This window comes from Paracoccus tegillarcae, assembly GCF_002847305.1.
Classification (GTDB): Bacteria; Pseudomonadota; Alphaproteobacteria; order Rhodobacterales; family Rhodobacteraceae; genus Paracoccus; species Paracoccus tegillarcae.
On record NZ_CP025408.1, the window covers coordinates 1667627 to 1690896 of the forward strand.

Consider the following 23270-nt stretch of genomic DNA (forward strand, 5'->3'; position numbering starts at 1 on the left):
ACGCTGGGTTTGAGGCCGCACAGCCCGTACACAGACCGCGCACAACCTGTACACAGGGCGTACACAGGCAGCGCGCGGTAGTGTTGCATCCAGGGTCCGCTTTGCGGACGAAGTGTGAATTCGCTGCAGCTGCGCCAATGGCTGCTTTCATGGCCACCACGAAAAGGTCGCAACCGACCGGCAATGGTCTTACAAAGTCCAATGAGACGCACGGTTGCGCTGTACCGGCCAGGAGTTTGTAGTGAGCCAGAAGCTTTCAGCGGCTTTGTCCGCAGCAGAGAAAATTCGTGCCCAGTTTTTCCGGGATGCAAGCACCTTCATGCTCGCGGGTTCGGTGGTTCGAGGTGACGCAACAGCTTATTCTGACCTTGACTTGGTCGTGGTCTTTGAACGCGTTGATAGCGCCAAAAGACAATCTTTTGTTTTCGAGGGCTGGCCCGTTGAAGCCTTCATTCACGATCCGCAAACTCTGGAATACTTCTTTCGGGAGGTGGACCGTCCGTCGGGAGTGCCATCTCTGCCCAACATGGTCAGCGAAGGCATTGAGCTATCCTGCGAAACCAAATTCGGCAGTCGTATGAAAGACCTAGCATCCCGAGTTTTGGCAGAAGGCCCGATCATATGGGGTCAGAAAGAACGCGAAAACTCACGATATGCAATCAGCGATATGGTTGAAGATATCCGCGAGCCTCGCAACAGAGCTGAGCTTCGTATCGTCGTCTCAAATCTATACTCGGCCATCGCAGATCATTTCCTCCGGTCGCAAAGTCAATGGTCGGCTAAAGGCAAGAGCATTCCTAGAAGGCTCATGAGCGTTGATCCCGAGTTCCACAATCGTTTCGCACAGGCTTTCGAGACAGCATTCACAAGCGACGATGCCGCAGCTGTCATTCGACTTTGCGAAGACGTTTTGGAACCGGATGGAGGCTTTCTTTTTGACGGCTATATCCGCGATGCACCAAAAGAGTGGCGTATTCCTAACGCGTGATGGCGTGTTAGCCGCCATTCGTACTCAACGCAGCATCGCTCAAAATGGCCTCAAAGCGGCCTTCCGCGCCGCTTGGCCTGCGAAAGCCAGGGTCCCTCAGCCGCCCCGCCCATGCGGCTTGTCCCAGTCGATCACCGGGTTGATCGGGATGATGCGGTTGGGGTTAATCGTGGGGTGGCTGTAGTGATAGTGCCGCACGATGTGGGCGAAGTCGACGGTTTGGGCGACGCCGGGCCATTGGTACAGCTCTCGTGTCCAGCCCCAGAGGTTGGGGTATTCGCGCAGCCAGGCTCGGTTGCATTTGAAATGGGTGTGATAGACCGGGTCGAAGCGGGCGGCGGTGGTGAACAGGCGCCAGTCGGCCTCGGTGATCCGGTCACCTGCGAGGTAGCGGTTTTCCGACAGGATGCCTTCGATCCAGTCGAGGCTGTCAAAGAGCGGGTGGACCGCCTCGTCATAGGCCTTTTGGCTGGTGGCAAAGCCGGATTTGTAGACGCCGTTATTGACCGTGTCATAGATGCGGTCGTTCAGCGCGTCGATGCGGTCGCGCAGGGTTGCGGGGTAGTTGTCGTCATCATTGCCGGTCAGGTCGTTGAAGGCGCTGTTGAACATGCGGATGATGTCGGCGCTTTCGTTGGACACGATCTGGTCGGTTTGCTTGTCCCACAGGATCGGCACCGTGACCCGGCCGCTGCATTCGGGTTCGCTGCGCAGGTAGATGTCGCGCAGGAAGGCTGATCCGAACAGGGTGTCGCCGGTGGCGCCGGGGAAGTCGGTGTCGAAGCTCCAGCCGTCCGACATCATGTCGGGATGCACGGTCGAGACGTCGATATGCGGTGTCAGCCCTTTCAGCGCGCGAAAGATCAGCGTGCGATGCGCCCAGGGGCAGGCCAGCGAGACATAGAGGTGATAGCGCCCGGTCTGGGCCTTGAAACCGCCCTGACCCGTCGGGCCCGCCGCGCCATCCGCCGTCACCCAGTTGCGAAAGCGCGAGGTGTCGCGTTTGAACGCGCCTCCGGTGGATTTGGTGTCGTACCATTCGTCGTGCCAGATCCCATCGACAAGCTGACCCATCTGCTGCTTCCTCGTCTCTGCTGTTGCCCGTGCCAGCCGACCCGCCCCGGGCGGGCTTGTCAATGCCGGTTGCATCGCGTTACCTCGCGCCGTCTGACAGGAAGGAAGCGCGTATGTTCACGATTGCCACTTGGAACATCAACTCGGTCCGGCTGCGCGAGGCGCTGGTGTGCCGGTTGCTGGCGGACGAGGCCCCCGACATCCTGTGCCTGCAAGAGATCAAATCGCCGGTCGAAAAGATGCCGGTTCAGAGTTTCGCCGATCTGGGTTACCGCCATGTCGTGGCGCGCGGGCAAAAGGGTTACAACGGCGTGGCGATCCTGTCGCGCCTGCCGATCGAGGATGCGGGAGATCGGGACTACGCCGCGATGGGCCATGCGCGGCATGTGGCGGCGCGGCTGGAAAACGGCGTGGTGATCCATAATTTCTATGTGCCGGCGGGGGGTGATATTCCCGACCGCGAGCAGAACCTGAAATTCGGGCAAAAGCTGGATTTCCTGACCGAGATGCGCGACGTGTTTCACGCCGAGCGGCCCGAGCGGTCGATTTTGGTGGGCGATCTCAACATTGCCCCGCGCGAGGATGACGTCTGGTCGCACAAGCAGTTGCTGAAGATCGTCAGCCATACGCCGGTCGAGGTCGAGCATCTGGGTGCGGCGCAGGATGCGGGCAAATGGGTGGATATCACGCGGCAGGACATCCCCGCGGGGCAGTTGTACAGCTGGTGGTCCTATCGCGCGCGGGATTGGGATGCGGCCGACAAGGGGCGGCGGCTGGATCATATCTGGGCGACCTCGGATATCGCGGGTGCCGGGCATGGCAGCCGGGTTTTGCGCCCGGTGCGCGGCTGGACGCAGCCCAGCGACCACGTGCCCGTTTTCGCCAGCTTTGATCTGTAACCATGGGCCGTTTTACGCGCCGCGCGCTGCTGCTGGGAACCGGGGCGATCATCGGTGCCTATGCCGCCAACCGGCTGGCGCCGTGGCATGACACATCGCACGGCGTGGCGCAGATCGGCGAGACGCCTGCGGGGTGGCTGAACGATGCCTCGCTGCTGTCGCCGACGCCGGTGGCCAAGCATATCGTGCTGAGCGAAGATCCGGGCGAGGCGCTGATTGCCCGTTTGCGCGCTGAACTGGCCGAGGCGCGGCAGGCGGGCCGGCCGCTATGTCTGTCTGCCGCGCGTCATTCGATGGGCGGGCAGTCGCTGCCGCGCGACGGCACTGCGCTGGGCTGGGACAATGGCCAAATCGAGATCGACAGCGCCGCGCAGACCTATCTGGCGCCGGGCAATGCGCGCTGGTCGCAGATCATCGCCGCGCTGGACCCGGTGGGGATGTCGCCCAAGGTGATGCAGTCGAACAATGATTTCGGGCTGGCCGCGACGTTCAGCGTCAATGCGCATGGCTGGCCGGTGCCGCATGGGCCGATGGGATCGACCGTGCGCGGACTGACGATGATGCTGCCCGATGGCGAGGTGGTGACCTGTTCGCGCGACGAAAACGCGGATCTGTTTGGCATGGCGATGGGCGGCTATGGCCTGATCGGGTTGATCCTGACGATGGAGGTCGAGGCCGCGCCGAACATGCGCATCACGCCCGGCTTTGAGCGGATGCCGGGAGAGGGGCTGGCGGATGCGTTTCTGGCCGCGCTGGATGATCCGGCGGTGGGCATGGCCTATGGCCGGCTGTCAGTGCAGCGGGCGGAGTTTCTGGATCAGGGGCTGATGATCGCCTATCGCCCCGACGAGGATCAGTCGGACCTGCCGCCGGCCTCTGGTTCGGGCTGGGTGTCGCGGGTCGCGGCCCATATCTACCGCGCGCAACTGTACCGAGAGCCCGCCAAGCGTCTGCGCTGGTGGACCGAGGCCAGCCTGAACCCGCGCCTTGGCGGCACATCGACGCGCAACTCCTTGATGAATGAGCCGGTGGTGACGCTGGATGACGGTGATCCGACGCGGACCGATATCCTGCATGAATATTTCGTCCCGGCGGATCGCTGGGCCGATTTCATCGCGGTTTGCAAACAGGCGATCCCGCCCAGCTATCAGGAGATGCTGAACGTCACGATCCGCTATGTCGCGGCTGACAAGGATAGCTGGCTGGCCTATGCGCCGACCCCGCGCCTTGCCGCCGTCATGTCCTTCAGTCAGGAAATGTCGGACCGGTCCGAGGCCGACATGGCGCGCATGACACGCGAGATGATCGACGGCATGGACCGGATCGGGGGCAGTTATTACCTGCCTTACCGCCCCCATGCGACGGTCGAACAGTTTGCCACGATTTACCCCCGCGCAGCCGGGTTTGCCGCAGCCAAGCGCCAGCTTGACCCGAGGCTGACCCTGCGCAACGCCCTTTGGGACACTTATCTGGAGCCGCTATGAGTTTTTATCAACGCGTCGCGCTGGTCTATGCCGTCATCCTGTTTGCGGTGGCGGCGATCAATTATATCCCCGGCCTGACCGACCCGGACGGGCTGGCATTCGGCATCTTTGCGCTGGATGTGTTCGACGATCTGCTGCATCTGGGGTCGGGGTTGTGGGCGCTGGCGGCGGCCCTGATCTCGGCGCGTGCGGCGCGGAATTTCCTGCTGATCTTTGGGGCGCTGTATCTGGCTGACGGGGCGATGGGGCTGGCCGTCGGATCGGGCTATCTGGATCTGGGGATCATCAATAACGGCGTGCTGGACCTGCCGTTCACCTTCAAGATCATGGCCAATGCGCCGCATATCCTGCTGGGCGGTGTGGCCCTGTGGGCCGGGCTGCGGAAATGAGCTTTCTGTGGCGCTGGTTCAAGCGGCTGCTGCTGGCGGCGCTGATCGTGGTGCTGCTGCTGGCGCTGCCGGTGATCCGCAACGAGGTGATGTGCCGGGGCGAGGCGCTGCCGCAGGATTACACCGCCATTGTCAGCGAAACACGCGACGAAAGCCGGACCTTTACCACCTATCCCGAATGGCACATCGTTCACGCCTATGCCGATTATGCGCGGGTGATTGCCGCCGATGATCCGCATGATTTCGGCTTTTTCGAGGCGATTTCGGGGTTCTGGTCCTCGCTGTGTCCGTTGACGGAAATGGCGGACCGGCATGGCGGCTTTACCACCGAATCCAAGATGACCATTTACACGATCGGGGTCAGCTTTACCGCCGAACTGGCGATGAAGGCGCTGTATGAGGAAACACTGGGCCGCGTGGCCACTTGGATACGGGGGCCGGGGCACAGCCCGCTGGACCAATTGTCCGCGCAGCAGGCCGCCGATTACGCCGCCTTTTTGCAGCAGACGCCGTGGTATCAGTGGGATTTCAGGGCCGATGCGCAGGCCCTGCGCGATACCGCGACCGGTGTCTTTCGTGATCGCGAGCGGCGCTTGGCGCTGGGCTTGGAATATGGCGCCAAGGCGGCCTATGCCGGCGTGATCGCAGATGCGGTGGCGGCGACCGGGCAGGACGCGCTGACGCTGCGCGCCATCGTCACGGGCCTTGCGCCCGAGGCGCTGTCGGCCATTCCCGGTGTCACCATCATCCAGCAGCGCCCTGAGGGAATAGAGGTGGAAACGCCGCGCTATCGCGAATTGACGCGGGTCCTGCAACGCATCGCGGCTCAGGGCGGAGAGATCGCCGAGATTGCCGGCAATGATGATATCCTGCTGACGGCGATCAGTGACGGGCCGGCCGATCTGGGCGCGCTCTTTACCTTTGCGATGCAGGGCAGCGATCAGGTCAGGCATCTGATCGTGGTCAAGGTGCCCGCGCTGGCTGACCGGCTGCGCGAACTGGAAAGCGATGGTGCGCAACTGGAACATATCCATGATTACTAGGGTGCTTGGCATTGCCCTGCTGGTGGTGCTGGGCTGGCTGGCGATCCTGGCCGGGGGGATGTTCATCCCCGGTGCGGCGCCCTCGGCGCTGGTCATTCTGCCGCGATCGGACCTGCTGGCGCGGCTGCCGGATGCGGGGCTGGTGCATGCGGCGCGCTTTACCGCCACGGTCAGCGGCGTGAGCGCGGGTGAAATCTATGGCAGCGGGGCGGGGCTGCTGGTTTTGCCCGCCGGATTGCCCCTGTGCATGATCCCCGATCCCCGGCCCTGACCTTGCAACCCACGGGGCCATGCCCCTATCTAAGGGGCAACCCCATGCGACGAGAGAGATCATGCTGACCCTAGGTTCCGATACCCCCGCACCGGCCACAGGCGATTTCATCAAGGACGTCACAGAGGCGACCTTTATGGACGAGGTCGTCCAGAAATCCATGGAAGTGCCGGTCATCGTCGATTTCTGGGCGCCGTGGTGCGGCCCCTGCAAGACGCTTGGCCCCCAGCTTGAGGCCGAGGTTGCGCGTCACAAGGGCCGCGTGGTCATGGCCAAGGTGAATGTCGACGAAAACCAGATGATCGCCTCGCAACTCAAGGTGCAGTCGATCCCGACGGTGTTTGCGTTCTTTCAGGGCCAGCCGGTCGATGCGTTTCAGGGTGCGGTGCCGCAGAGCCAGATCAAGAGCTTTGTGGACAAGCTGGCCGCCATGAGTGGCGATGATGGCGGGCTGGGCGAGGCGCTGGCCGCGGCCGAGGCGATGCTGGAAGAGGGTGCGGCCGCTGACGCCGCCGAGACATTCGCGGCCATCGCGGCCGAGGAGACTGAGAACGCCGAGGCCTGGGGCGGGCTGATCCGCGCCCATCTGGCCGCGGGCGACAAGGCCGCAGCGATCTCTGCCCTTGGGCAGGTGCCCGACGCGGTGGCGACATCCGGCCCGGTCGAGGCGGCGCGGGCGCAGTTGCAATTGGCGCAGCAGGCGGCCAATGCCGGTCCGCTGGCCGATTTGCAGGCCAAGGTCGATGCCGACCCTGCCGATCAGCAGGCGCGGCTGGACTATGCGCAGGCGCTGCATGCCTCGGGGGATGTCGAGCAGGCGATCGAGGTGCTGCTGGACAGTTTCCGGCGCGACCGTGAGTGGAATGACGGTGCCGCGAGGGCGCAGTTGTTCACCATCTTCGACAGCCTCAAGCCCAATGACCCTCTGGTGCAGAAGGGGCGTCGCAAGCTGTCCTCGATGATCTTCGCTTGATGCGGGTCCCTCATCCGCTGCCTGACCGGATTGCGCTGTTTCCGTTGCCGGGCGCGCTGCTGTTGCCGCGTGCGCGTCTGCCCTTGCAGATATTCGAGCCGCGCTATCTGCAGATGCTGGAGGATGTGCTGAAAAGCGGGCATCGGATGATCGGGATGATCCAGCCCGAAGGGGACGGCCTGACGGCGATTGGCTGCGCCGGGCGTGTGGTGGCCTTTAACGAGACCGAGACCGGGCGGATGCTGATCCAGTTGCAGGCGGTGTCGCGCTTTCGTCTGGGCGAGGTGGTCGAGGGCTTTCAGCCCTATCTGATCGGGCAGGTGGATTGGAAGGAATTCACCCGCGACACCGGCAAGACCGAGATCGATGAGCAGTTTCAGCGCGAGCCGTTCCTGGCCAATCTGCGGCGCTATATGGACGAGCACGACTTGTCGACCGATTGGGACAGCGCCGCCGATGCGGAAACCGAGACGCTGATCAATTCGCTGTCGATGCTGCTGCCGTTGGAGCCCAAGGAAAAGCAGGCGCTGCTGGAGGCGCCGACACTGGCCGAGCGGCGCGAATTGCTGGACGGGTTGATCGAATATGCGCTGCGCGTCGGCAGCGAAAACGAGGAAAGACTGCAATGACCGATGAGTCCCCGACCCCGCCAGAGCCGGGCTTTGACCGCCATATGCTGGAGGCGCTGGTCTGTCCGGTGACCCATGCGGTGCTGCATTACGACGCCGCCCGGCAGGAACTGGTATCGCGCGCGGCAGGTCTGGCCTTTCCGATCCGGCAGGGGATCCCGATCATGCTGGTCGATGAGGCGCGTCAGCTGAAGGCCGATGAGAGTGGACAGGGCTGAGACGCAGCCCCGGATGGGGGCACCGGCCTCTTGGCGGCAATTGCCGCTTTGGGTGGTCGCGCTGATTGCGGTGTGCTGCGCGGTCGAGGCGATCATCATCCTGCTGACCGTGACCGGGATGCCCGAGGCGCGGCAGATCGCGACGGTCTATGGCGCGTTCTGGTCGCAACTGGTCAACGGCTCGCTGTTGCCTGTCTATGCCGGGCAGCCGCTGCTGATGGTCGTGACCTATGGCCTGCTGCATGGCGGTGTGCTGCATCTGGCGATGAACATGGTTTCGCTGGCGGTGGTGGCACGCGAATTGACGCGGTTGATCGGATCGGGGCCGATGGCGATGGTCTATGTGGTGTCGCAGGTGGCGGCGGCGGGGCTGTTTGCGCTGATGTCGCCTGAAGCGGGGCCGATGGTCGGCGCATCGGGCGCGATCTTTGGGCTGGCCGGTGCGCTGGTCGTCGTGGTTGCGGCGCGGCGCCGGGAAATGGGGCAGCCGATGGGGCCGCTATGGCGCGCGGTGGCCAATATCGTCGCGCTGAACCTGGGCCTGATGTTTCTGGTGCCCAACATTGCCTGGCAGGCGCATCTGGGCGGTGCGATTGCGGGCGTCGTGCTGGGGCTGTTGCTGAACCTGCGGCGTCAGAGCCGGTTGGCGAAGGGCCGGCGCTGAGACGCCGGCCAAGCCCGTTTGGTCAGTCGTCTTCGGGACCCTGCCAACTGTCGATGATCTGGACCGCCTCATCGGCGGTTTCGACATAGCTGAACAGATCCAGATCAGAGGCGCTGATGGTGCCGGCCTCGGCCAGTGCCTGCCAGTTGATGATCTTGTCCCAGAACTCGCCGCCGAACAGGATCACCGGGATCGGTGACATGCGCCGGGTCTGGATCAGGGTCAGCGTCTCGAACAGTTCATCCAGCGTACCAAAGCCGCCCGGAAACACCGTGATCGCCCGTGCCCGCATCAGGAAATGCATCTTGCGGATGGCGAAATAGTGAAAGTTGAAGCTGAGATCGGGCGTCACATAGGGGTTCGGCGCCTGTTCATGCGGCAGCACGATGTTCAGGCCGATGGACTGCCCGCCGGCCTCGTCCGCGCCCATGTTTCCGGCCTCCATCACGCCGGGGCCGCCGCCGGTGCAGATGACGAATTCGCGGCCATAGGCCTTGAGGCTGCGCTCTGTCATCAGATAGGCAAAGCGGCGCGCCTGTTCGTAATATTGCGACATGTCCGACAGGGTGGTCGTGCGTGCCTGGTCCTTGACCTCGGGCGCGGGGATGCGGGTGCCGCCGAACATGACGACGGTGGATTCGATGCCGCGTTCGTCCATGATCATCTGCGGTTTCAGCAGTTCCAGCTGAAACCGCACCGGACGCAATTCCTCGCGCAGCAGAAAATCCGGGTCCGAAAAGGCGAGGCGATAGGCCGGCGCGCGGGTCTGCGGCGTGTCGGGTGTTTTCTGGGCCGCGGCGGCATCCAGCCGGCTGCCGCGAAACGGGTGGGCGCGGTCTTCGTCTTTGCTCATCTAAACCTCGACAGTCGGGGCGCGGTGATTGCGCGCATTGGTTTCCACGCTTATAGCCGATGGAACCTTAATGCCACCCGAAGAGAGGCCTGCCATGACCGCCGCACTGGAAAACGCCATCGAAGCCGCATGGGATACCCGTGCCGAGATCACGCCCGCAACCACGGGCGAAGTGCGCGAGGCGATCGAAGAGGCGCTGAGCCAGTTGGACAACGGCACCCTGCGCGTGGCCGAGCGTCAGGACGATGGCGCGTGGCATGTGAACCAATGGGCGAAAAAGGCCGTTCTGCTGGGCTTTCGCCTGAACGACATGGGCGAGATGTCGGGCGCGCCGCAGGGCAGCAGCTGGTGGGACAAGGTGCCGACCAAATTCGAGGGCTGGGGCGACAATCAATGGCGCGCGGCCGGTTTTCGCGCCGTGCCGGGCGCCATCGTGCGCCGGTCAGCCTTTATCGCCAAGGGCGCGGTGCTGATGCCGTCTTTCGTCAATCTGGGCGCGCGCGTGGGCGAGGGCACGATGGTTGACACATGGGCGACCGTGGGGTCCTGCGCGCAGATCGGCAAGAACGTGCACCTGTCGGGCGGCGTCGGCATTGGCGGCGTATTGGAGCCGCTGCAAGCCGGCCCGACGATCATCGAGGATGATTGCTTTATCGGTGCGCGCTCTGAGGTGGTCGAGGGCTGCATCGTCCGCGAGGGCTCGGTCTTGGGGATGGGCGTGTTCATCGGCCAGTCGACCAAGATCGTGGACCGCGAAACCGGGGATGTGTCCTATGGCGAAGTGCCAAGCGGATCGGTTGTCGTGGCGGGCTCGATGCCATCCAAAAACGGGATCAACCTCTATTGCGCGGTGATCGTGAAACGCGTGGATGCCAAGACCCGCAGCAAGACCTCGATCAACGAACTGTTGCGCGACTGACGCGCGTGGCCACGCTGTATATCGACGCCGATGCCTGCCCGGTGAAGGCCGAGGCCGAACGCGTGGCCACCCGCCTGAAAGTGCCGATGGTTCTGGTCTGCAATGGCGGGCTGCGGCCATCGGCCAATCCGCTGGTGACGCTGAAGATCGTGGCCGAGGGCCCGGATGAGGCCGACAAGTGGATCGCCGATGAATGCGGTCCGGGCGATGTGGTCGTCACCGCCGATCTGCCGCTGGCCGATCGTTGCCTGAAGGCGGGGGCGCAGGTGATCCAGCATGACGGCGAGGTGCTGAGCATCGCCAATATCGGCCCGCGTCTGGCCACGCGCGACCTGATGGCCGATATCCGCTCGGCCAATCCGTTCCATCAGGGCGGCGGGGCTGCGTTTTCCAAGGCGGATCGGTCGCGGTTCCTGCAATCGCTGGACCGGGCGCTGACCGCGGCGTTGCGGGCGTCGTGAAGCCCGGCTTTTGCTGCCCTGCCACCATGTTGAAAGATGGACGCGATGAATGATCTGATGAACCTGATTGGCCGCCTGATGATCGCGCTGCTGTTTCTGGGTGGAGCGGTGCAGAAATTCACCGATCCACGGCCGGCGCAGCAGATGATTGCCAGCATCGGGTTGCCCGACTGGGTGATCTGGCCGATTGCGGCGTTCAATCTGGTCGCGGCGATCTGTCTGGTGACGGGGCCAAGGATCCGGCTGTGGGCGCTGGCCTTGGCGGGCTATTGCCTGTTTACCAGCTGGTTTCACTGGCAGCTGCGCGCCGATCCGTGGCAGGTGACGATCATGGTCAAGAACTGGGCCATCGCGGGCGGATTGCTGATCCTTGCCGCGCAGGGGCCGGGACGGTTCGTGGCCCGGCGCTAGGCGCCGGGTTTGATCCGGGTTCAGGGCCGGTTCCGGCGCAGCAGCCTGGTCGATACCTGCCGCGCCTTGCGGCGAACCTTTTGCGTGACGGGCGAGAAGGGAAGGCCGAGGCTGCCGCCCCCGGCATCCGCCGAATATCGCATCGCGGCAAGCAGTTCGACATCCTCCAGCGCCGAAGATGCGCTGTAGGGCGCGGGGGCCTGATAGCGAGCGCTGTCGCCCATGCGGACCAGCAGTTCGGCCACGGCGATCTGTTCGTCGTTCAGCCCGGAGCCGTGAAACGGGTTGTGCCAGTTGATGATCCCATCGGGGGTCTCGACTGACAGGCCAGCAAGATCGCCCGCGTCCTCGTTCCGAATGACGTTTGATCCTGCGGGGGCGGTTGCGGCATCGCCAAAGATCATCTTGTCCGACATGATCGTCCCCCGGTCGCCGTAGATCCGGATGTCGCCTGCCGGGCGTGCGTCTGACTGGCGATACCGGGCAGAGTAATTGTGAGCGATCAGCCCGCCATCCTCCAGACCGATTGATCCAAGCAGCCAGTCCTCATCGCCGATGCGCGCCTGACGACCATTCGCGTTGATCGCCCGGCGTTCGCGTCCGATCAGCGTTCGCAGCAGCCCGATCCCGTGATAGTCATAGGCGCAAAAGTCATTCATCACCGCATTGACCGGGCCAATCAGGCCCAGCTCGATGATTTTCCGTTGCAACTGCGCCTCGGGCATAAAGGGGAATTGCTCGGCCACGCCGACCAACAAACCGGCCTTGTCTATTTTCTGCAGCAACTGCCGGCCTTTGATTTCGCTCCAGCAGAAGGGTGTCTCCAGAAACAGCGGCAGGCCAAGGTCGATGAGGCCTGGATAGGTTTCGTCGATGCTGGCGGAAGGCAGTGCCGCGACCAGAAAATCAATGCCCTCCTGGCCCGCGAGCGCCGCGATATCTGTCCCTGCCGGCCAGCCCGTTTCCGCCGCAATCCTGTCTGCGCCGGCGGCGGTTTTCGTGGCGATGCCCGCGACCTCGAAGCGGTTTTCCAGCGCCTTCATGATCGGTGCGTAGATATTCGCGACGCGGTGCCCGCCGCCGATAAAACCGATGCGAATGCGTGATGGCGGCTTTGCCTGGGCCGCAGTGGCGTCCTTGTTGTCCACGATCTTGCCTTTCAGGTGATCCGCCAGACGGATGCTCAGAGAAACGATGGTATGGGTCGGGTTCATGTGACCGGGCGTCGAAAAGACAGAGCTGCCGGCGACATAAAGCCCGTCGATGCCATGGATTTTGCAATTGGCGTCAACGACCCCGCTGGCGGGATCGTCAGACATGCGCGTCGTGCAGGACGGGTGCGCCAGATCAAGCAATTGCGCCGCCCAGGCCTCTTGGCCGCTGGTCAGCCAGTCGGGCCGTGCCGGCATGTCATGGCCGAGACGTTGCAGTTCGGCGTGAAAGTCCCCGGCCACAGCCTGCGCTGTCCGGTATTCAAGATCGGACAGCCGCCAGTCGAGTTTCGCCATCGGCTGACCCAGCCAGTTGCTTTCCTCCGACAGCGTAACCCGGCTGTCGGGATCCAGTTCCTGTTCGACGACGCAGCCCAGCAGCGTCAGTTCGGGCGAATTCAGCGGCGGGCGGTGATGGATCAGCCGGTCATTTGCCGCAGCCAACAGGTTGCGCGGGCGTTTTGCCGTGCTGGACAAGCTGCTGAGAAAGCCGTCCTTGTCGCGCGCCTTCGCGCCCCGGACAGCGCTGGCCAGTGTGGACAGGGCGTTTGGCTGGCCGCCGAATTCGGTCATATGGATCGTGGCGTTGAGCAACCCACGTTCACGCTGGATGGCGGGGGAGGAGCGGATGCCCATCTGATAGATGGTCCTGGTATCCGCATCGGCGTGCCATCGGCTGCCAAGGCGCCGCCGGACCATCGCCCCTTTTGGCCCCTCGAAGCGGCCGATTTCAGTGAAATGATGATCTGTCAGATAGCGGCCGACCTGATCTGCGTCATTCCCCAGACCCTTGGGATTTGCACTGCGCGAGGCCAGAAGCAGCCGCGCGTTTTCGATGCCGCCACAGGCCAGAATGATCGTTCTGGCGTGAAATCTGACAGTGGTGCCGTCGGGCCGCGCCACCAGAACCGAGCGCGCGGTGCGGCCATCGGGCCGGGTCTCGATCTCCATGGCGGTTGCGTGCAGGAAAATATCGATGTCGCTGCTTTGCAGAAGGGGTTGGCGCAAGCGCTCGGCGAAATTGACGGCCTTGGTTCTGCCCGAATGCTGCAGGATGCCGATGCCGCTGGCCTCTGTCACATCTGCCGCGGCGAGTTGCCGGATCAGGCTGCCACCTTCGTTTTCGCCATTGCTGTACTGCCAGACCTCGTTGCTGAACAGCGCCGTGTCCCATGGCGGACTGTCATCTGCATCGAACAGGCTCTGCGCGGCCTGACTGTCATCCAACGTTGCCGCCAGACCCAGATAGGCACCCGCACGGTGATAGAACTGCCGCAACGCGCGGGGCTCGATCGGCCAGCCTGAGCGCGGAAGCCAGGGGCGATGGTGAAAGTCGATGGCGTCCAGCATGCCGCAGCGGCCTGTCCACATGGCTGAACTGCCACCAAAGCCACGGCAGCGCACCTCATCATGGTGCGCGCGGCGCTGGCCGATCGACTGAAAGTCGTTCAGGGCATTGCTGCGTTCATCGGCCTCTTCACCGCCGCTTTCCAGCACGGCGACCTTGAGGCCGGTTCCCATCAGCTCTGTCGCCAGCACCAATCCCGCCGGACCAGAGCCAATGACAATCAGGTCGTGTTCATGCGACGAGCTGTCCTCGGCTCGCAGATCTCTGAGGCTCAAAACGGTATTCCGGATTTCAGCAAGGATATTTCACGGCGTCGATAAGCTGAACTTTGCAAAAAAGCAGGCGTTTTCGCAAGCTTGCTGCGTCGGTGCGATGACGAATGGCGCGCATGCGTTACTTTGGTTTGATCTTGTTGGCTGTGCCGGTGGCAAAGGCGGCCAGTCGTTCCCTGGCGGCGTCCTGGGTGTTGACGACGCCGGCGACCACCGCCTCGGCATAGGCTGCGTCCAGCGCCGACATGTTCTGCATGTGGCTGATGGCCGAGCAAATGGCAAAGTTCGACAAGGGCGGGTTCCGGGCTGCGGCCTGGGCGATTTCCATTGCCTTGGCCTCGGGGTCCTCGATCAGATATTGGCACAGGCCCACATCGACCGCCTCTTGTCCGCGATAGAGGCGGCCCGACAGCATCATGTCGATCATCCGTGCCTTGCCGATCAGGTCGGCCACGCGGATCGTGGCACCGCCGCCGGTGAACAGGCCGCGCTGGCCCTCGGGCAGGCCGAAATAGGTGTCGGGCGCCGCCACCCGGATATGGGCCGCAGAGGCCAGTTCCAGCCCGCCGCCGACCACGGCGCCCTTGAGCACGGCGATGATCGGCACGCCGCCATATTCCATCTTGTTGAAGGCCTCGTGCCAGCGCAGGCAGACATGCATGAAATCGGACGCACTGCGTTCTTCGCGGTGATGTTCGACCAGATCGAGGCCGGCGCTGAAGTGATCGCCATTGGCGCGCAGGATGGCTGCGCGCACGCCGGCGCGGGGCAGGGTCGAGAAGATATCGACCAGTTCGTCGATGGTGGCCAGATCCAGCGCGTTGCGTTTGCTGGGCCGGTTCAGCGTGACAGAGGCGATGCCGTCCTGATCCACGTCCAGGAGAATGTTCTGCAGCTTCAGGTCGGAAAGATCGCGCATGGGTCAGCCTTGAGTAATCCAGTGAATGACAACAGGGATAGTGACGATACTGACCGCCGTCGAGATCAGGATCGCCGAAGAGACGCGCTGCACGCCCACATTGAAATATTGGGCGAGGATATAGACGTTGCCGGCCACCGGCAGGGCGGCGGCGGCGATCATCACGCCCGCGGAAAAGGGCTCGACCCGAAAGATAAACAGCGCCGCGATGCCCACCGCCAGCGGATGCAGGAACAGCTTGGCAAAGGACAGCCACAGCGCCGGGCCGGTGCGGCGCAACTGGATGCCGGTCAGGCTGGCGCCGATGGCAAACAGCGCGCCGGGCGTCGCGGCGGCGCCGAGGATCGACAGATATTCGTCCAGCGCCTCGGGCATGGGCAGGTTGAACCAGCCCCAGGCCAGACCGGCCAGCATCGACACGACCATCGGATTGGCGGCAACACCGCGCAGGGCCGGGCCGATCACCGACAGGCGAAACCGCCCCTGCCGACCGATGCCGATGACCAGTGTGATCAGCGATGAAAAGATGATCGTGTCCATCGACAGGACCAGCAGGACCGGCCCCACGGCGGGCTCTCCCAGCAGGACCAGCAGCATGGGCACGCCCAGAAAGCCGGTATTGCCGATCATGCAGCACTGCGCCTCGATCGCCATTTCGTCCAGCGCCAGCCCGCGCCGATAGGCCACCACCATGCCCAGCGTCCAGATCAGGATCGAGCCGGACAGGTAGGCGGCCACGAAACGCGGATCGAAAAGCTGCGCCAGATCCAGCTGCGAGGAAAAGCGGAACAGCATCGCCGAGAGCGCGAAGTAAAAGACGAACTTGGTCAGCCAGCCGGCGGCTTCGGTCGGCAGAATGCGCAGCCTGACGGCCAGCCACCCGGTGCCGATCAGCAGAAAGAACGGCAGCGTCTTCAGAAAAATTGCCAGCATCAGAAGACTGACATGATCTCGGATAGCGGCTTTTTGCGTTTGGCGGCGGCGGGCACGGTGGCTGCGGCAGAGGGCAGGCCGACGGGCAGGATCATCACCGGTTTCTCATTCTCGGGTCGTTCGCACATCTGGTTGAGGAACTTCATCGGATTGGGCGTGTGTTCCAGCGTCACCAGACCGGCATGATGGATCGCCGAAATCAGCATGCCGCAGGCGATGCCGACGCTTTCGGGCACATAGTAATGCTTGTGGCGCTGGCCATCATCCAGGCCATAGCGCTGCGCAAAGATCACGATCAGCCAGGGCGCCGTGGTCAGGTGCGGCTTTTCGGGGCCGGTTCCCACCGGTTCCAGCGCGGTCAGCCATTCATCGCCGCCGCCGCCTGCGTAAAAGGCGCGTTCTTCCTCTTCGGCGGCCTCGCGGACGCGGGCTTTCATCGCGGGATCGCTGATCGCCACGAAATGCCAGGGCTGCTGGTTGGCACCCGAGGGCGCGGTGCCGGCGGTTTCGATACAGGCCTCGATGACGGCGCGGTCCACCGGATCGGGGGAAAAGTCGCGCACCGAGTGGCGCCTGCGCATGTAATCGCGAAACGCCTGTACCTGCTGCAAGGACGCCTCGGGCGACAGTTGCACACGGTCGGGCAGCGGCAGTGGGATATAGCTCATGTTTCCTCCCGATCAATTGGCGGGCATCAGCCCGAGCCGATCAGCACCCCGGTTGCGAAGACCAAACCACCGCCGAGGACCACTTGCAAGGCGGCGCGCCAGAAGGGGGTTTCCATATAGCGGTTCTGGATCCAGGCGATGGCCCACAGCTCGATGAAGACGACGATGCAGGCGATGGTCGTCGCGGTCCAGAAATGCGGGATCAGATAGGGCAGGGCGTGGCCCAGACCGCCGAGCGCGGTCATTACGCCCGAGGCAATGCCGCGTTTGATCGGCGAGCCGCGCCCGGACACGACGCCATCATCAGAGGCGGCTTCGGTAAAGCCCATCGAGATGCCGGCGCCCAGACTGGCCGCCAGCCCGACCAGAAAGGTCGTATGCGTGTCCTGCGTGGCAAAGGCGGTGGCAAAGATCGGCGCAAGCGTCGAGACAGAGCCATCCATCAGCCCGGCCAGACCGGGCTGCACCCAGGTCAGCACGAATTCCCGATGCGCGGTGTCGTCCTCGGCAGCCTTGGCGTCATCGGTCAGGTGTTCTTCGGCCAGTTCATCGGCGCGCTTTTCATGGCCCAGTTCCGCCGCTGCCAGATCACCCAGCAGCTTGCGCGTGTCCGCATCGCTGCTGCGCTGGGCTGCGCGGGTGTAGAAATCGCCGGCGCCGCGTTCCATCTGGGCGGCCTCTTCACGGATCGCATCCAGCGACAGGTTCTGCATCATCCAGGCGGGCCTGCGGGCGTAATAGCCTGCCACATGCTCGCGCCGGATCACCGGGATTGCATCGCCGAAACGCGCCTGATGCGCCTCGATCAGGCGCTGGCGGTGGCCGTCTTCTTCCTCGGCCATGCCTTCGAAGACGGCGGCGGTTGCGGGGTATTCGTCGCGCAGAAAGACAGCCCAGTTGCGATAGATGCGTGCGTCATCCTCTTCCGAGGAAATCGCCAGCGCCAGGATCTGCTGCTCTGTCAGCTCTGAGAATTTCTTGCGCCCCATCCCGGACATCAACGTCATGCCTTTATCCCTGTCTTGCAGCCTCTGTTGCGGGGCCATCCTTGTCCGCGCCGGCCTGCGGTCCGCGTTCCACCGTGTATTCGTGCGCGCCATCGCCCATGTCCCGCGTTCCGCGCAGCACATGGCCGCCCTCTGCGCAGAAATGCGGCACGTCGATCACCGCCGCCGGGTCGGTTGCGATCAGCCGCAGCGACTGGCCCGGCTGGACCGCCAGCAGCCGCTTGCGCAGGCGCAGCACCGGCAGCGGGCAAAGCAGACCGCGGGCATCGACCTCATCGCTGGCGGGGCTTGTGGTCATGCGGCAGTTCCCCGCGTGACCGAGCGGCACCATGTGGCCAGCGCCTGTGGCTCGACCCATTGGGCAAACTCGCCGGCGAAGGCCTCGAAGGCGGCATATTGGCCGGCGGGCACATGGGTCAGCACCGGAATTTCCTGATCGAGCGCCTGGCCGATGCAATCGCGAAAGCCCAGACCCATTGCCTCTTGCTTGCCGAATTTGGGCAGGATGCACAGATCGGCGCCCTGTTGCAGGGCGGCAGAGACCCGCCCGGCCGCCATTTGCAGGCCGCCCGCATCGAGACGGCAGCCGACTGATCCCGGTCCCAATGACTGGGAAATGCGCACCATCGGCCCCGTGTCGCCCAGTATCCGCAGGTCCATGTCGCAGGCGCAATCGGCCGAGGGCGCAGAGTTGACCTGCACCGCGCCGGCGATGCGCAGACCCTCGGCGGCCAGCTGCCCGGCCAGTGCCTCGAGCAGCCGGTCGGCCTTTCCGGGTTCGGCACCGTTTAGCACAAAACATCCCAGCATGGTCATGGCCCCTTTCGCGGCAGCAGAATAGATCGGCCTGCCGAAAGCACAAGTCGCGCCCCGGCGTGACACCGGTCATCATAAGCGATATGCCAAGCGCATCCGAATGTCAGTTGGGCAATAGAGCAGCATGGTTCCAAATATCCTGATGTCCCGCAATGACGGGCTTGGGGCACGTTTGATCCCGCTGCTCAGTGCCTTGCGATTGGCCGAGGCGACCGGCGCCAGGCTGCGTGTCCACTGGCCGTCGCAAGACAAGCGGGCCAATGTGTCGCATTATCAGGGTCTGTTCGACGCCGCGTTCTGTGACCGCTATTTCATCACTGACGACGAAGCCAAGGAGCGCCGGCTGCGGATTATCGGGGCAAGCCGGTTCCAGCGGCTGACACGGCAGGAATTCATCGCGCAGGCGGATGCCGAATACGATTATTTCGTCGAGGAAACCGGCGGTCCGGCCATCTTGCAGGGCGAAGACCCCGCAGAGGTCGCCCGCGCCTATCGCAACGCGATGGGGCTGATCACCTTTACCCCGCGCATTCGCGAAATGATGGCGCAGATTGACGCGGCCTTTGCCGGGCGGCAGGTCACCGCCTATCACATCCGCCATGGCGACGTGACCAGCAGCTATCGCGCGCGGGGCAAGGCCTGGCCCAACAAATACGTGCCGCCCGAGATCTATCTGGAACATATGCGCCAGTCCGGCACCGGGCCTGACCGGCCGGCATTGCTGATTTCGGATACGGCGGCCTCGATCGACTGGCTGGCGGCGCGGCAGGACGGCGTTCTGCGGCTGCCCGATCTGATCCAGCTGGATGATCTGGATTCGCTGCAGTTCGATTTTCTCGAACTTTATGCGATGTCGCGCGCGGCGCTGATCGTTGCCCCGGAAATGAGCGGCTTTTCCCGTGTGGCCGCCGCCATTGGTGCGGTGCCCATCGACGATGTCGGCCAGTCGCTGACGGATGCGTCCATGGATGCGGCGATGACCGCGCTGCAACAGCGTCTGCTGAATGATTCCGGCAGCTTTCTGAACGATGGCGAGATCGCGCAATCCACCGTGCATTTGCGCCGCTGGCTGGACCGGCAGGATCAGCCCGGCGATCTGTCGGAACTGCTGGATCAGCAGCTTGATCAGGGCAACACCGTGCCGCTGATGTACCGCATGCGCGCCGAGGATGCCTATCGCGCGGGCGATGCCGCGATGCTGGCCGAGATCGCGCATCAGGCGCGTGATGCGATGATTCCGTTGCCGCATGTCCTGAGTGAGATCGACACCATGCAGGCGCTGCTGCATCTGCGTGCGGGGCAGGCCGACACGGCCACGGTGCTGCTGCGCCGGGCGTTGTATCACTGGCCGATGCAGGCCTTTACCGCCGAGGCGGTGCGAACATGGCTGCTGGCCGATCCGGCGCCCACAGAGAGGTTTTATCCGTTCGAGCCGATGGTTCTGGATCTGGTCAGCCTGTCGCGGGGCGCGCCGCAAAAGCGCGTCGATATGCGCAGTCTGGTCTGGGAAATCCGGCAATTTCTGTCCTCGACCTTTCGCGGCCCGCTGATCGCGGCAGGGGCCGATGCCGACCTGCGTGACAGGGTGCTGGCGGTCGAGGCGCAGGACAGCATTCGCGGCACGCCGGCGGAACGGTCGCTGAAAAGCTTTCGCAGCCTGATCGAGATCGAGGGGCCGGACCCCGCATCCGCCCTGGCCCTGTCGCGCGAGATGGCCCATGATGCGCCGGTGAGCGAAAACCGCTGGGCGGCGCAGCGATTTGCCATCAACCTGTTGCACCAGCACAAGTTTCAGCGCGCGCGTTTCTGGTTCGCGCGGCTGGTCGAGGCGTTTCCGGATGAGCCGGTCTATTCCGGCTATCTGGCCGGCACGATCATGCGCGACGGCGAGAACGAGGTCGCGCAGGCCCATTTCGAACGGGTGAACCCGCCGGGCGAACCGCTGCGTTATCCGGTGTTTGCGACGCGCCAGATCCAGTTGCTGGACCGTCTGAAACGCGAGAACGAGGCCGACGCCCTGTACGAACAATTGCTGATCGCGACCGGCTGGGCGGAAACCCATGTGACCGGCGCGGTGCGACGCGCGTTGCGGCAGGATCGGCCTTTCCCGCATCTGGAACGCCTGACCCGGCTGGCCGAAGAGGCCGGCCCGCACCGCGCCGCCGGTGCGCTGGTCGCGCAGTTGCTGCACCGCGATGGCCACCATGATGAGGCCCGTCAGCGGGCGCAATCCGCGCTGGACAGCGGCGCGGTCCCGGCAGGTGATCTGGAGGGGATACGGGCCTTGCTCGAGGCGACTGCGGACAATCCGACGACGCGGGATCCCGGATGAGCGCCCATTCCATTCTATTGCTGGCCTATGGGCAGTCGAATTCGGATGTTTACCCGGCCAAGCCTGCGCAGGCCTGCGATGCCTTCAACGACCCCCGCATCGTGACCTTCGACGATGGCAATGCGTTTCGCGGCTTGCTGGGTGCGTTGCCAAAGGCGCCGGTCACGGCGCTGGTTCCGGCTGCCTCGGCCTCGTATGAGACCAAGAAATGCCGCGATTACCAGTCGTTCCAGATCGCCGCTGCGGCGCGGTTGTTTCACGAGGGCGCGCCAGAGGGGCTGCGTCAGGTCATCGTCCGGGCCGAGGGCCGTGGCGGCCGCAGATTTCATGGAATCGTCAAGAACGAACGCCATATCGAGGGTATTCTGGACAATGCCGACGGGACCGATTCGCAGATCCTGTTGAACATGCTGGAAACGATCCGGATTGCCGCAGAGATGGCGGCGGGTTCGGGCGCGCCGCTGCGCCGGATCATCGTCAACTTTATCCACGGCGAGGCGGATCGCAGTACGCCACGGGATTTTTACCGAAAGAACTTTGAGGCGCTGATTGCGCGGGTCGCTGAACTGGCCGCGCAGTTGGGGGTAGAGGTCGACTGGCTGATCCTTGACCCGGCGGGGACTGCGAGCCTTGGCAGTGGTAACAACTGGCCCTGCCGTCTGGCCATGCAAGAGGTCGCGGATGCTTATGACAACGTCCATCTGATTGGCGGCGGCTATGGTTATGAACTGGATGACGTCATCCATTACAGCAGCGCATCACGTGCGCTGTTTGGCGAACATTTCGGCGCTGCCATCGCCGCGCTGCTGGCGGGTGGTGCCGGGGGCGCGGCGGACACGGGCTGGTTGCTGTCTGCCCCGCGCATCGAACGTGCGGTCCTGTCGGGGCGGCAGGTCGAGTTGCATCTGGGCGGCGATAAAGAGTTCCAGCTTGTCCCCGGCATCTCGGACCCGAACCTGAACTGCGAGGGGTTTGACGTGACGCTGGCCACCCGATGCCAGATCGAGGCCGTGCAGCAAACCGGCCCGCGTTCGGTCAGGGTCACGCTGGAAAAACCGCCGATCGACGATCACCGCGCCGCGCTGACCTATGCCTATCAGATCATCCACGGCAAGGATAACCGCATGGATTCGCTGATGCCCGCAGGTCGCGGTGGGTGGCGCAGCGTCGCGGCGCTGGAATCGATGGTGCTGCCGGGTCGGCGGATTCACCAATGGGTGCCCGGCTTTTTCATGCCCTTTGCCGAGATGGAGCAGGGTTAGGAGAACTTGTTGGCGCCGCGCACTGTGCCGGACTTTTGCCGTTCGATGAACCTTTCGCGGTTTGCCATGCGGAAGAACTTGGTCCCTTCGTGCAGCACTCGCAATCTTTCGCGCTCATCCGCGCGTTCGGCATCGCTCAGGTCGCGCCATGGCTGCTGACCGGAGGCCATGCCCCGTTCGACCAGCGCCTCGTGCAGCCGGGAAAAGCTGATTTCGCCGCAAGATCGACGGCCCGGGCGCTTGTCCGGATGCGGTAGCCATTCATCGACAAGGACATCGACCTCGAACGCATCGATGTCCTGAAACAGCCGTAATTGATCGACGAAATAGGGCACCAGTTCCATGCTGCGGCGCTTGATGATGGCGACCTTCTGTTCCGAATTGCCGACAAAGCCGACCAGATGCAGGGGCGAACAATCGACCGCCACGATTTGCTTGGCCGCCTTGTATTGGGCCACCTGATCGACCAGCGGGTGGTTTTGCGGATGGTAGATCTCGTAGCCCTCTTGTTGCAATTGCTGTTCCAGCAGCCATTCGCCGATCAGGCCGCCCCTGTCGCGTTGCAGACCCGAGCGCGAGATATAGATTTTCTCGGCACCCTGCGCCGGGATGCGACGCCCGGCATGGCGGCGCATATAGGCGCGAAACGCCTCTGAGCCGCGCATCAGTTCGAACTGCCCAAAGCCCTGACGCGGCACGAACAACCGGTCGACGCGCAGGGGCACGGGGGTTGACCGCACGGGAACGGTCGCGCCCAGAACGTTGAACAGTGGGCGGAACTGGCGCACGAATTGCATGGGTCGGGCATTGATCTTGGGCGTATAGGCGATGCTTTCGATGGCCGGTCGCAGCTCTTCCAGACCCCAGAGGCGGGTGGTCGATTCGACAAGGAAATGTCCGAAATGCCCGAACATGATGCCGCCGAACATGTGCTGGCCCGGAAGATGCTCGATGGTGTCGGGGTCGGGCATCTCGGGCGCAACGTTGATCTGGCGACCTTCGCCCCAGGTGATCGAGTTCTCGACCATTTCGCCCTCTGCCGTCAGCACGCCCGACGCCTGGAAACGGTTGTTCGATCCGCGCTCACGCGGGGGCGGCACGATGATTGCATTGTCGACGATGACGATGTTTTGCTTTGTATCATCAAGGTCCAGATGCATCGTCTTCTCCGTTCAGTGCGCGACTTGCGGCAGCGCCGCCAGGGTCATCGCGGTCAGGGTGCGGGC

General features: G+C 63.7%; 25 protein-coding genes. 15 read left to right on the top strand and 10 right to left on the bottom strand.

Annotation, left to right across the window (positions count from 1 at the left end; genetic code table 11):
- Nucleotides 1-241 precede the first annotated feature (241 nt).
- Nucleotides 242-988 carry a nucleotidyltransferase domain-containing protein gene (locus tag CUV01_RS08195; protein WP_157994811.1) on the top strand — a complete coding sequence of 249 codons (747 nt, stop codon included), beginning with the start codon at nucleotides 242-244 and terminating at the stop codon, nucleotides 986-988.
- Between the two features lie 96 nt (nucleotides 989-1084).
- Here CUV01_RS08195 and CUV01_RS08200 read toward each other — a convergent pair whose 3' ends face one another.
- Nucleotides 1085-2062, bottom strand: a complete 978-nt coding sequence (locus CUV01_RS08200) for a glutathione S-transferase family protein (protein WP_101460044.1) — start codon at nucleotides 2060-2062, stop codon at nucleotides 1085-1087.
- A gap of 113 nt (nucleotides 2063-2175) precedes the next feature.
- On the opposite strand from CUV01_RS08200, the gene CUV01_RS08205 reads away from it, so the two are divergent.
- The 9 genes from CUV01_RS08205 to CUV01_RS08245 all read left to right on the top strand — a co-directional run bounded on the left by CUV01_RS08205 (nucleotide 2176) and on the right by CUV01_RS08245 (nucleotide 8632).
- Nucleotides 2176-2961, top strand: coding sequence for an exodeoxyribonuclease III (locus CUV01_RS08205; protein ID WP_101460045.1), 786 nt, complete (start codon nucleotides 2176-2178; stop codon nucleotides 2959-2961).
- A gap of 2 nt (nucleotides 2962-2963) precedes the next feature.
- Nucleotides 2964-4445: an FAD-binding oxidoreductase gene (locus CUV01_RS08210; RefSeq protein ID WP_101460046.1), complete on the top strand. Its 1482-nt coding sequence runs from the start codon at nucleotides 2964-2966 to the stop codon at nucleotides 4443-4445.
- Entirely contained in the window at nucleotides 4442-4834 is a 393-nt protein-coding gene (locus CUV01_RS08215) for a DUF4383 domain-containing protein (RefSeq protein WP_101460047.1), read from the top strand. The genes CUV01_RS08210 and CUV01_RS08215 overlap by 4 nt, the downstream gene beginning before the upstream one ends.
- Nucleotides 4831-5877 carry a hypothetical protein gene (locus CUV01_RS08220; RefSeq protein WP_101461955.1) on the top strand — a complete coding sequence of 349 codons (1047 nt, stop codon included), beginning with the start codon at nucleotides 4831-4833 and terminating at the stop codon, nucleotides 5875-5877. Before CUV01_RS08215 ends, CUV01_RS08220 begins: the two co-directional genes overlap by 4 nt.
- Complete coding sequence (locus CUV01_RS08225) at nucleotides 5867-6148, top strand: hypothetical protein (RefSeq protein ID WP_157994812.1); 282 nt, start codon at nucleotides 5867-5869, stop codon at nucleotides 6146-6148. The genes CUV01_RS08220 and CUV01_RS08225 overlap by 11 nt, the downstream gene beginning before the upstream one ends.
- Nucleotides 6149-6209: 61 nt before the next feature.
- A complete protein-coding gene (trxA, locus tag CUV01_RS08230) occupies nucleotides 6210-7121 on the top strand; it encodes a thioredoxin (RefSeq protein WP_101460049.1) in 912 nt (303 codons plus the stop codon).
- Entirely contained in the window at nucleotides 7121-7750 is a 630-nt protein-coding gene (locus tag CUV01_RS08235) for an LON peptidase substrate-binding domain-containing protein (RefSeq protein ID WP_101460050.1), read from the top strand. The genes trxA and CUV01_RS08235 overlap by 1 nt, the downstream gene beginning before the upstream one ends.
- Entirely contained in the window at nucleotides 7747-7968 is a 222-nt protein-coding gene (locus CUV01_RS08240) for a Trm112 family protein (protein WP_101460051.1), read from the top strand. Before CUV01_RS08235 ends, CUV01_RS08240 begins: the two co-directional genes overlap by 4 nt.
- The gene (locus tag CUV01_RS08245; protein WP_157994813.1) at nucleotides 7955-8632 is read left to right on the top strand and encodes a rhomboid family intramembrane serine protease; all 678 of its coding nucleotides are present in this window, start codon (nucleotides 7955-7957) and stop codon (nucleotides 8630-8632) included. Before CUV01_RS08240 ends, CUV01_RS08245 begins: the two co-directional genes overlap by 14 nt.
- Nucleotides 8633-8654: 22 nt before the next feature.
- Here the strand turns inward: CUV01_RS08245 and CUV01_RS08250 are convergent, their stop codons facing one another.
- Nucleotides 8655-9485 (bottom strand): LOG family protein, encoded by an 831-nt coding sequence (locus CUV01_RS08250; RefSeq protein WP_101460053.1) that lies wholly within the window; start codon nucleotides 9483-9485, stop codon nucleotides 8655-8657.
- Between the two features lie 94 nt (nucleotides 9486-9579).
- Between CUV01_RS08250 and dapD the strand changes: the two genes are divergently transcribed.
- From dapD to CUV01_RS08265, 3 genes are read left to right on the top strand one after another with little or no spacing between them, the layout of a single operon-like run.
- Nucleotides 9580-10404 (top strand): 2,3,4,5-tetrahydropyridine-2,6-dicarboxylate N-succinyltransferase, encoded by an 825-nt coding sequence (dapD, locus tag CUV01_RS08255; protein WP_101460054.1) that lies wholly within the window; start codon nucleotides 9580-9582, stop codon nucleotides 10402-10404.
- Between the two features lie 5 nt (nucleotides 10405-10409).
- The gene (locus CUV01_RS08260) at nucleotides 10410-10865 is read left to right on the top strand and encodes a YaiI/YqxD family protein (RefSeq protein ID WP_101460055.1); all 456 of its coding nucleotides are present in this window, start codon (nucleotides 10410-10412) and stop codon (nucleotides 10863-10865) included.
- Between the two features lie 45 nt (nucleotides 10866-10910).
- Nucleotides 10911-11276, top strand: a complete 366-nt coding sequence (locus CUV01_RS08265; protein WP_101461956.1) for a DoxX family protein — start codon at nucleotides 10911-10913, stop codon at nucleotides 11274-11276.
- 20 nt (nucleotides 11277-11296) lie between these two features.
- On the opposite strand, the gene CUV01_RS08270 is transcribed toward CUV01_RS08265, so the two are convergent.
- The 7 genes from CUV01_RS08270 to CUV01_RS08300 all read right to left on the bottom strand — a co-directional run bounded on the left by CUV01_RS08270 (nucleotide 11297) and on the right by CUV01_RS08300 (nucleotide 18444).
- Entirely contained in the window at nucleotides 11297-14110 is a 2814-nt protein-coding gene (locus tag CUV01_RS08270; protein ID WP_101460056.1) for a GMC oxidoreductase, read from the bottom strand.
- A gap of 118 nt (nucleotides 14111-14228) precedes the next feature.
- Nucleotides 14229-15026 carry a crotonase/enoyl-CoA hydratase family protein gene (locus tag CUV01_RS08275; protein ID WP_101460057.1) on the bottom strand — a complete coding sequence of 266 codons (798 nt, stop codon included), beginning with the start codon at nucleotides 15024-15026 and terminating at the stop codon, nucleotides 14229-14231.
- A 3-nt stretch (nucleotides 15027-15029) separates the two neighbouring features.
- Nucleotides 15030-15959 (bottom strand): AEC family transporter, encoded by a 930-nt coding sequence (locus CUV01_RS08280; protein ID WP_101460058.1) that lies wholly within the window; start codon nucleotides 15957-15959, stop codon nucleotides 15030-15032.
- Nucleotides 15959-16627: a nitroreductase family protein gene (locus tag CUV01_RS08285; RefSeq protein ID WP_101460059.1), complete on the bottom strand. Its 669-nt coding sequence runs from the start codon at nucleotides 16625-16627 to the stop codon at nucleotides 15959-15961. The genes CUV01_RS08280 and CUV01_RS08285 overlap by 1 nt, the downstream gene beginning before the upstream one ends.
- Nucleotides 16628-16653: 26 nt before the next feature.
- Entirely contained in the window at nucleotides 16654-17625 is a 972-nt protein-coding gene (gene mbfA, locus CUV01_RS08290; protein WP_101461957.1) for an iron exporter MbfA, read from the bottom strand.
- A 13-nt stretch (nucleotides 17626-17638) separates the two neighbouring features.
- Nucleotides 17639-17932 (bottom strand): sulfurtransferase TusA family protein, encoded by a 294-nt coding sequence (locus CUV01_RS08295; RefSeq protein WP_101460060.1) that lies wholly within the window; start codon nucleotides 17930-17932, stop codon nucleotides 17639-17641.
- Nucleotides 17929-18444 carry a DUF2478 domain-containing protein gene (locus CUV01_RS08300; RefSeq protein ID WP_101461958.1) on the bottom strand — a complete coding sequence of 172 codons (516 nt, stop codon included), beginning with the start codon at nucleotides 18442-18444 and terminating at the stop codon, nucleotides 17929-17931. The genes CUV01_RS08295 and CUV01_RS08300 overlap by 4 nt, the downstream gene beginning before the upstream one ends.
- Nucleotides 18445-18592: 148 nt before the next feature.
- Here CUV01_RS08300 and CUV01_RS08305 point away from each other — a divergent pair, with 148 nt between their 5' ends.
- Together CUV01_RS08305 and CUV01_RS08310 are read left to right on the top strand one after the other, a co-directional pair.
- Nucleotides 18593-20782, top strand: a complete 2190-nt coding sequence (locus tag CUV01_RS08305) for an O-fucosyltransferase family protein (RefSeq protein WP_157994814.1) — start codon at nucleotides 18593-18595, stop codon at nucleotides 20780-20782.
- The gene (locus CUV01_RS08310; protein ID WP_101460062.1) at nucleotides 20779-22044 is read left to right on the top strand and encodes a hypothetical protein; all 1266 of its coding nucleotides are present in this window, start codon (nucleotides 20779-20781) and stop codon (nucleotides 22042-22044) included. Before CUV01_RS08305 ends, CUV01_RS08310 begins: the two co-directional genes overlap by 4 nt.
- On the opposite strand, the gene CUV01_RS08315 is transcribed toward CUV01_RS08310, so the two are convergent.
- A complete protein-coding gene (locus tag CUV01_RS08315) occupies nucleotides 22041-23204 on the bottom strand; it encodes a glycosyltransferase 61 family protein (protein ID WP_101460063.1) in 1164 nt (387 codons plus the stop codon). The genes CUV01_RS08310 and CUV01_RS08315 overlap by 4 nt on opposite strands.
- Nucleotides 23205-23270 lie beyond the last annotated feature (66 nt).

Coding starts and splice junctions, on each gene's coding strand:
- CUV01_RS08200 (WP_101460044.1), bottom strand. CDS start 2,062: ATGGGTCAGCTTGTCGATGGGATCTGGCACGACGAATGGTACGACACC.
- CUV01_RS08205 (WP_101460045.1), top strand. CDS start 2,176: ATGTTCACGATTGCCACTTGGAACATCAACTCGGTCCGGCTGCGCGAG.
- CUV01_RS08210 (WP_101460046.1), top strand. CDS start 2,964: ATGGGCCGTTTTACGCGCCGCGCGCTGCTGCTGGGAACCGGGGCGATC.
- CUV01_RS08215 (WP_101460047.1), top strand. CDS start 4,442: ATGAGTTTTTATCAACGCGTCGCGCTGGTCTATGCCGTCATCCTGTTT.
- CUV01_RS08220 (WP_101461955.1), top strand. CDS start 4,831: ATGAGCTTTCTGTGGCGCTGGTTCAAGCGGCTGCTGCTGGCGGCGCTG.
- CUV01_RS08225 (WP_157994812.1), top strand. CDS start 5,867: ATGATTACTAGGGTGCTTGGCATTGCCCTGCTGGTGGTGCTGGGCTGG.
- trxA (WP_101460049.1), top strand. CDS start 6,210: ATGCTGACCCTAGGTTCCGATACCCCCGCACCGGCCACAGGCGATTTC.
- CUV01_RS08235 (WP_101460050.1), top strand. CDS start 7,121: ATGCGGGTCCCTCATCCGCTGCCTGACCGGATTGCGCTGTTTCCGTTG.
- CUV01_RS08240 (WP_101460051.1), top strand. CDS start 7,747: ATGACCGATGAGTCCCCGACCCCGCCAGAGCCGGGCTTTGACCGCCAT.
- CUV01_RS08250 (WP_101460053.1), bottom strand. CDS start 9,485: ATGAGCAAAGACGAAGACCGCGCCCACCCGTTTCGCGGCAGCCGGCTG.
- dapD (WP_101460054.1), top strand. CDS start 9,580: ATGACCGCCGCACTGGAAAACGCCATCGAAGCCGCATGGGATACCCGT.
- CUV01_RS08265 (WP_101461956.1), top strand. CDS start 10,911: ATGAATGATCTGATGAACCTGATTGGCCGCCTGATGATCGCGCTGCTG.
- CUV01_RS08275 (WP_101460057.1), bottom strand. CDS start 15,026: ATGCGCGATCTTTCCGACCTGAAGCTGCAGAACATTCTCCTGGACGTG.
- CUV01_RS08280 (WP_101460058.1), bottom strand. CDS start 15,959: ATGCTGGCAATTTTTCTGAAGACGCTGCCGTTCTTTCTGCTGATCGGC.
- CUV01_RS08285 (WP_101460059.1), bottom strand. CDS start 16,627: ATGAGCTATATCCCACTGCCGCTGCCCGACCGTGTGCAACTGTCGCCC.
- mbfA (WP_101461957.1), bottom strand. CDS start 17,625: ATGTCCGGGATGGGGCGCAAGAAATTCTCAGAGCTGACAGAGCAGCAG.
- CUV01_RS08295 (WP_101460060.1), bottom strand. CDS start 17,932: ATGACCACAAGCCCCGCCAGCGATGAGGTCGATGCCCGCGGTCTGCTT.
- CUV01_RS08300 (WP_101461958.1), bottom strand. CDS start 18,444: ATGCTGGGATGTTTTGTGCTAAACGGTGCCGAACCCGGAAAGGCCGAC.
- CUV01_RS08305 (WP_157994814.1), top strand. CDS start 18,593: ATGTCCCGCAATGACGGGCTTGGGGCACGTTTGATCCCGCTGCTCAGT.
- CUV01_RS08310 (WP_101460062.1), top strand. CDS start 20,779: ATGAGCGCCCATTCCATTCTATTGCTGGCCTATGGGCAGTCGAATTCG.
- CUV01_RS08315 (WP_101460063.1), bottom strand. CDS start 23,204: ATGCATCTGGACCTTGATGATACAAAGCAAAACATCGTCATCGTCGAC.